Here is a 7,461-nt window from a genome sequence, read left to right as displayed (position 1 = left end):
CGCTGAGTTCGCAGCCGCTGTTTCGCTCACCTTTGCGTTGGTTTCACTGGTTTTTGCTGCTTTTTGGCTGTTGGCTGATGCAGTGGCAGAAGCAGCCGCCGCGCTTGCAGAACCAGCTGCGGCATTCTCGCTTTGGGCTGCTGCATCCTGACTGTTTTTCGCCGCAGTTTCGCTGGCTTTGGCATTCGTTTCGCTGGTCTTCGCTGCCGTCTGGCTGGACTTTGCGTTAGTTTCACTCGTCTTCGCAGCTTTCTGGCTGTTAGCCGCGGCAGTTGCTGATCCAGCTGCTGAAGTCGCAGAACCAGCTGCGGCACTCTCGCTTTCAGCTGCTGCATCCTGACTGCTTTTCGCCGCAGTTTCACTGGCTTTGGCATTCGTTTCGCTGGTTTTCGCTGCCGTCTGGCTGGACTTTGCGTTGGTTTCGCTCGTCTTTGCGGCTGTCTCGCTATTTTTCGCGTTGGTTTCTGATTTTTTGGCTGCTGTCGCGGAGTTTGCCGATGCAGTCTTTGAGGTCGCTGCCGCCTGTGCACTATTAGCTGCATTCGTTTCTGAGGTTTTCGCCGCGTTCTTTGATGATGCCGCTGCAGTTTCGGATTTCTTTGCCGCCGCTGCGCTCTGAGAGGCGGCTTCGGCGTTGCGTGCCACTTCTTCCACCATTGCCTCAAAACGACGCAATGCCTCCGGCATGACATCATCTTCCGTCATGGCACCGAGAAAATCATTCAGCGTACCTGGTCTGGAGCCTTCATAGACGGTAATGGTCCCGGCATGTGAAGGCGGAAAACCTTCAACCAGCAGGGTGACGCTGTACTGGCCATACTCAACATCCATGCTGTAACGTCCGGCTTCATCCGGATTTTCAGAAGCCACCGTGTTCACCAGTACCGTGGTGCTGTTACGCTTTGCCTTCAGTTGAATAGTGCAGTTCTGTATTGGTTTTCCCGCACCATCTTTCAGCACACCTGAGATTTTTACTGCTGCCATATCCACTCCACAAAAAAGCCCGCCTGAACCGGCGGGCTGTCATAACACTGTGTTACCTGGCTAATCAGAATTTATAACCGACACCCACGATGAAACCGTCAGTGCGCCAGTCACCACTGCCGGAGCCTTCATAAGCAATATCAATGGCCACGGATTCGGTCGGGTTAAACTGCACGCCAGCTCCCCACGCCAGAGACGTGTTGCTGTGGCGACCGTCATCACTTCCGGTCAGCACATCGTGCGTTTTCCCCTTATTGTCAGTTACGCGGAGATAATCCCCGGAAAAAGTCGACACACGGCTGTAAGCCATACCCGCCATCGCATACGCGCTGAACCATTCATTCACGCGCACAGACGGCCCCACCATCACGCTGAACCAGCGGTTACGCACGGAATCTTCATGCCAGCGGGTATTGCTGTAACGGGTAAGCTGGCGATTCTTGTCTCCTGCATAGCTGAATGACGTCACCAGCCCCAGTGTGTCCGTAAACTCATAACGGTATTTCACGTTAATCCCGTTAAGATCATCGCTGCCGGGAACGTTCGTCGAGGCATGAAGATACCCCGCGCTCAGCGTGGACTGATGTTCAGATGCCCATGCAGGCGCACCGGATACGGACAGACAGATGGCTGCGGACAAAATGGCTGCACAAACTTTACGCATAATTACCTCTCGCTTTTCTGCAATAAAAAAGGCGCCATTTCTGGCGCCCGTATATGGGTTATAAAATTCAGCTGATACTGATGCCTGCGGTGGCTTTCTTCATCACCACAACCAGCAAATCGCTGATACTTGCTGTGGGATACCAGTCATTTACCAGCCATGCTGACACCGAAAACTCCAGCGTCATGTGACCGTGACCGGCAGGCATATCAATAACGCCACTGTAAATCAGCGTATTATCCAGCGCGGTACGGTTATAAATTTCAGCACCGTTTTTCCGCACTATCAGACGGCATGAGGAGTAAATATCAGTATGCTCTCTCTCATGTTTAGCGCCGCTGAATGCCACCGCCGGAATAACAATCTGCCGGTCAAACGGCTGATCGTCATAAACCCTGACGGTAATGGTCCCTGATGGCCACCGCTCCGGTGCACGGGAGTCCCGGGGGAAAGCTTTGCCCACTGTTTTAACGAGATCGCCTTCAATCTGGTTCGCGGACAGTTTTCCCAGAACCCGACAGTTCTCGTTAATCGTGACGTTGTTGAGCGTCCCGGAGTTCGCATTCACGTTACCGCTGATATCGGCATTTTTCGCCGTCAGCCGCCCATCCGGTGTCAGGGAAAATGCCGGAGGATTACCGCCGCTGGTAATGGTGGGGGCCGTCAGGAGTTTCAGGAACACGTCGTTCATGAATATCTGGTTGCCCTGCGCCACAAACATCGGCGTTTCATTCCCGTTTGCCGGGTCAATAAACGCGATACGATTGGCGGCAACCAGAAACTGACTCAGTTTGCCTTCCTCTGTATCCTCCATACTGAGGCCAATACCCGCGACATAATGTTTGCCGTCTTTGGTCTGCTCAATTTTGACGCCCCACATGGCATTCCACTTATCACTGGCGTCCTTCCACTCTTTCGAAAACTCCTCCAGTCTGCTGGCGTTATCCTCCGTCAGCTCGACTTTTTCCAGCAGCTCCTTGCCGAGATGGGATTCGGTTATCTGGCCTTTGAAAAAATCCAGGTAACCTTCCGCATCATCGCTCGCCCGACCAACAGCCTCCACGAATGCCGATTTGCCGACGGTGTTCACACTGCGGATATAAAAGTAATAATCACGACCCGGTTTGATATTGATACTGGCGGCTATCCAGTACAGCCCCGTGCCAAGGTAGCGGGCTGTGGTTTCAACCTGCCTGATATCCGCAATCCGTTTTTCCGAGAACCAGAACTCAAACTGTACCGTCGGGTCATAAACCGCAAGATGTGGCGTGGCGGTTATCTGAAAATAGCCCGGTGTCAGCTCAATCCTCGACGGTGCTGCCGGTGCGGCAATCCGGAACGATACCGACGCCGGATCGCCCTGCTGTCCCCACGCATTTACCGCCCGGACTGTCAGCGTGTACCGCCCCAGCGCCAGTTGCGTGAAGCGGTATGTGGTTTCCGTCGTCCGGGCCGTGCTGACCAGCCGCTCACTGCCGTCATCCGCTGCCACGGTCAGGCGAAGCATAAAGCTCACCCCCTTCACCACCTTCGGCGTGTCCCAGCGCGCCAGCACCTGATATTCCCCGCTGTCTGCGGTGACTTCGGCAGTCAGGTGCTGCACCGCTGGCGGCGTGACACCATTCACCGTGCCGCTCTGGTCGCCGTCAAAGTGCGCCCCGTTATCCACGATGGCCTCTTTTTCCGGTACATGCTGCACGGCAGTGATGGCATACGTGCCGTCATCGTTCTCACGGATACTCACACAGCGGAACAGGCGCTGGCGCAGCGTCGGCAGCTTCAGCCCCCACACGCTGTATTCTGCAACGCCGTCAGGAACACGGCTTACTTTTACCTTCACGCCGTCGGTGACGGACTGGACCTCCACGCTGACCGGATTCCCCTGTCCGTCAACCAGGCTTATCAGCGTGGTGCCGGAGGATGGCAGCGTGATTTCACGGTCGAGCGTCAGTGTCCGCGTCTGGCTGTTCACCGCCAGCACGCGCCCGCCGATGCTGATCCCCGCATAGTCATCATCACAGATTTCAATGACATCCCCCGGTACATGGCGAAGCCCTTCTGCACCCACGCTGAAGTCCACGGTCTGCGTTTCCAGCAGTTCTGTTTTAATCAGCCACAGCCCGGCGCGGTGTGCCTGCCCCCGGCTGGTACAGCCAAAGGCATCCATCTTCGTGACGTTACGACAGTAACGGGCAATGGCCTGCGTGTCCTCCACAAGCTCTGTCGCCGTCTCCCAGCCGTTATCCGGGTCAATCCAGTTCACCTCAACGGCATTATGGCGGTCTTTCAGGGCGCTGAAGCTGTAGCGGAACGGCGCGCCATCATCCGGCATCACCACATTACTGCGGTTATAGGTCCACACCTTATCCGACGGTCGGTCCTGCACGAACGTCAGCGTCTGCCCGTTCCATACCGGCATACAGCGCATCGCCGAGCAGAAATCACTGAGAACATCCCACGCCTTACGCTGTGTGGTCAGGTAGGCATTACAGGAAATGCGCGGCTCCGTGCCACCAAAACCGTCCGGCACCGACTGGTCGCAATTCTGGCCGATGACATACAGCGCCCATTTGTCCACATCCGCCGCACCAAGACGTTTACCCATGCCGTAGCGCGGGTGGGTCAGCATATCCCACAGACACCAGGCCATGTTGTTGCTGTATGCTGGCTTAAACGTTCCGTCCCAGATACCGCTGTATTGCCGCGTCTGCGGGTTATAGTTCGACGGCACCTGCAGAATGCGCCCGCGAAGATGATAATTACGGCTCACCTGCTGGCTGCCGAACTGCTCCGAATCCACCTGCACGCCGACCAGTGCCGTGTTCGGGTAGCACTGTTTCACATCGATGATTTCGGTGTATGACGACCAGAGCGTTTTGTTCTGCAGCTGATCTGTGGTGCTGTCCGGCGTCATCCTGCGCATCCGGATATTGAACGGGCGCGGCGGCAGGTTACCCACCACCACCGATGCCAGATACTGTGAGGTGGTTTTGCCTTTAATGGTGATGTCTTTTTCCGTCACCCAGCCACCGTTACGCTGTATCTGAACCAGCAGGCGGACTTCCGACGGATTCCGGTCCCCCTTTGAGGTGGTTTCCACCAGTGCCTGCACACCGAAGGTAAAGCGCAGACGGTCGATGTTTGCAGACGTGATGGTCCGGGTAATCGGCGTGTCGTACTTCACTTCCGTACCCAGCACCGTCTCGGAGCCGGAGGATTCAAATCCCTCCGGCGGTGTCTGCTCCTGCTCACCTGCCCGGAAAACCACCGTGACACCGGAGATATTGGTATTCCCCTCACTGTCCAGCACTGGCGTACTGTTCAGCAGCACACTTTTTAATCCGTCCACCGGACCTTCAATCGGCCCTTCACTGATGGCGTCTATCACGCTCAGCATCTGCGTGGACTTCAGGTTGTCCTTCGCTTCGCGCGGGGTATGCCCCTTACTGCTGCCTTTACCCATTCCTCACGCTCCAGAAACGACAAAACCGCCCTGAGGCGGTTTCACATAAAACGTTTTTCATCAACGACCAATCACCACAACCTGACCACCGTCCCCCTCGTCTGCCGTGCTGATCTCCTGAGAAGCCACCCGCGACCCCACGCGCATTTCCCCGTACAGAACAGGCAGAACATTGCCCTGGGCAACCATGTTATCCAGTGATGAGAAATAGGTGTTCTGCTTACCGTTATCCGTGCTGGTCGCTGTGGGCGTCCGGGCTTTCGGTGCCAGCATCTGGGCCACACCACCCAGGATCATACTGGCCCCTGCCGCATACATGCCCGATACAGCCGCGGCACCCAGCCAGCCCACAGGGTTCCACCATGCCACCGCAATCAGCGCCGCCCCCAGCACCACCTGAAACACACCGCCACTTTTAGCTCCCGCCAGACGCGGCACGATGTGGATCACGGCACCATTTGCCAGCGGCTCATTAAGACGGGCAGATAATTCGGTTTCACCTGCATCACGCCCGGCAATGCGCACCTGATACCAGCCGTCATTCAGTTTCTGACGAAACGCCGGGAGCTGTGTGGACAACGCCCGGATGGCTTCAGCCCCCGTTTTTACACGAAGGTCGATGCGGCGGCCAAATCGTTGTAAATCCCCGTAAAGGCAGATGCGTGCCATGCCCGGTGACGCCAGAGGGAGTGTGTGCGTCGCTGCCATTTGTCGGTATACCTCTCTCGTTTGCTCAGTTGTTCAGGAATATGGTGCAACAGCTCACCGTCGCCGCAGTAAATGGCGGCATGATTCGGCACCGATGAACCAAAACAGCACAGCAGCACATCGCCCGGCTGCGCCGCTGACAACGGCACCTGATACAGCCCTGTGGCCTCCAGATTATCCAGATAGAGATTCTGGCCGTTACACCACCAGTCATCCTCACGATGAAAGTCCGGCATCTCAATCCCCGCCAGATGATAAGCATCCCGGAACAGCGTGTAACAGTCCGTCACCCCGTGCTCAAAGCGCCGCCCGGTAAGATGCGGCACACAGCGGAATTTATGAATCTCACCCCGGCAGACCAGCCACCAAGGCAAATCGCTCTGCACCTGCAGCCGCCTGTCAGCCTCACTCAGCCAGGGCAGACCACCGGGGTGGCTGTGGACCAGCGCCACAATCTCACCCTGCATCTCTGCCCGCAGCCAGTCCTCCGGCGACATCCGGAAATACGCCTCCGGCTCACCGGAGATATTCACGCAGGGAAAATATCTTTCCCCTTCCGGCGTTCTCACCACGAAGCCGCACGACTCCGCTGGCGCACATCGCCGGGCGTGCGCCAGAATCGCTGATTCTGTCTGTGTCATGGGATTACTGCGAAAGTTTGTTAATGGAAAGGAAGCCGCCAAAGTTGCCGACGTTATTGCGAAACTTACAGCCGCTCAGGCATTTGCTGCATTTATCCTTCGTGATATCGGACGTCGGCTGGTCATATTCATCCGCGACAGCCGGACCATGATAACCGCACTCATCACCGCGATAGGTCCAGGTGCAGGTGTTGGCCAGCATGATGCGCCCCGGAAAAACAGCACCATCCGTTTCCGTCGGTGTGGAGAGCACAAAGGAGGCACTGACCGCACTCAGTTCGCTGCACTGCTCGATGCGCCAGCGGCTGATCACCTCCTGCTCCGGAGCGGCGTCGCTGTTTCCGTTGACGAAGTTCACCGCATCCAGAAAACGGGCGTAAACCTTACGCCTGACCACCGTTCCGCCGACCAGACTCTGCAGGTCTTCCGCCATCCCGGTGACCATGCCGTGCAGGTTAGAGACCGTCAGTGTCGGACGGGCAGCACTGCCCTTACCGTTCAGTTCAAATCCCGTCCCCTGAATGGGGTATGCCTGATACTGCCGCCCCTGCCAGGTGACCGGCTCACCTTTTTCGTTCTGCTCATTACAGAAAAAATAACGTTCACCACCGACCTCTGTCAGATCGATTTCCCAGAGCACCACCAGGGCTGACTGAGTAAGGCGTGTCGTCTCATGATGTGTTTCCTGTGGAATATCCTGCATCAGGGCCTCCTATGCCACGACCTGTTCAAAATCTGCCGTTATGGTTACCCACAGCGCCCCCACGCTTGCCGACCATTTACGACAAACCACCCTGATCGGCCTCCAGTCATAAGGTGGCGTCCACTGAAATGCGCGGACGCCACCGTGCCGTTCCAGAAAGGCTTTTAAAGATGGGTGTTCACATTTACGAACACGTATCGTCACGCTGTAAGTCGACAACTGGTTATTCAGTCCCGCCGCACGACGCTGTTCATAACCATCGCCCAGCTTCACTGTCACCACTTTCGGCTCTGATACC

At 56.5% G+C, this 7,461-nt stretch carries 7 protein-coding genes; all 7 read right to left on the bottom strand.

Annotated features, from left to right (window positions below; all coding sequences use genetic code 11):
* Positions 1-984: prophage tail fiber N-terminal domain-containing protein (locus ACJHX3_RS24140; RefSeq protein ID WP_410236219.1), on the bottom strand; the 984-nt coding region annotated here is incomplete at its 3' end.
* 64 nt (positions 985-1,048) lie between these two features.
* On the bottom strand, positions 1,049-1,648 hold the full coding sequence (locus tag ACJHX3_RS24135) for an Ail/Lom family outer membrane beta-barrel protein (protein ID WP_001615229.1): 600 nt from the start codon (positions 1,646-1,648) through the stop codon (positions 1,049-1,051).
* A gap of 67 nt (positions 1,649-1,715) precedes the next feature.
* On the bottom strand, positions 1,716-5,111 hold the full coding sequence (locus ACJHX3_RS24130; protein ID WP_094321753.1) for a phage tail tip protein: 3,396 nt from the start codon (positions 5,109-5,111) through the stop codon (positions 1,716-1,718).
* Positions 5,112-5,171: 60 nt separating this feature from the next.
* A complete protein-coding gene (locus tag ACJHX3_RS24125; protein WP_001531692.1) occupies positions 5,172-5,819 on the bottom strand; it encodes a tail assembly protein in 648 nt (215 codons plus the stop codon).
* Positions 5,717-6,460, bottom strand: a complete 744-nt coding sequence (locus tag ACJHX3_RS24120) for a C40 family peptidase (protein ID WP_001718124.1) — start codon at positions 6,458-6,460, stop codon at positions 5,717-5,719. The genes ACJHX3_RS24125 and ACJHX3_RS24120 overlap by 103 nt, the downstream gene beginning before the upstream one ends.
* A 4-nt stretch (positions 6,461-6,464) precedes the next feature.
* The gene (locus ACJHX3_RS24115; RefSeq protein WP_094321819.1) at positions 6,465-7,163 is read right to left on the bottom strand and encodes a phage minor tail protein L; all 699 of its coding nucleotides are present in this window, start codon (positions 7,161-7,163) and stop codon (positions 6,465-6,467) included.
* A gap of 9 nt (positions 7,164-7,172) precedes the next feature.
* Positions 7,173-7,461 (bottom strand): phage tail protein (locus ACJHX3_RS24110; protein WP_410236218.1); only part of this gene is annotated, 289 nt, incomplete at its 5' end.

It is taken from the genome of Escherichia sp. WS1265 (assembly GCF_046487585.1).
GTDB lineage: Bacteria > Pseudomonadota > Gammaproteobacteria > Enterobacterales > Enterobacteriaceae > Escherichia > Escherichia coli.
This window is presented reverse-complemented; position numbering and strand designations above follow the sequence as displayed.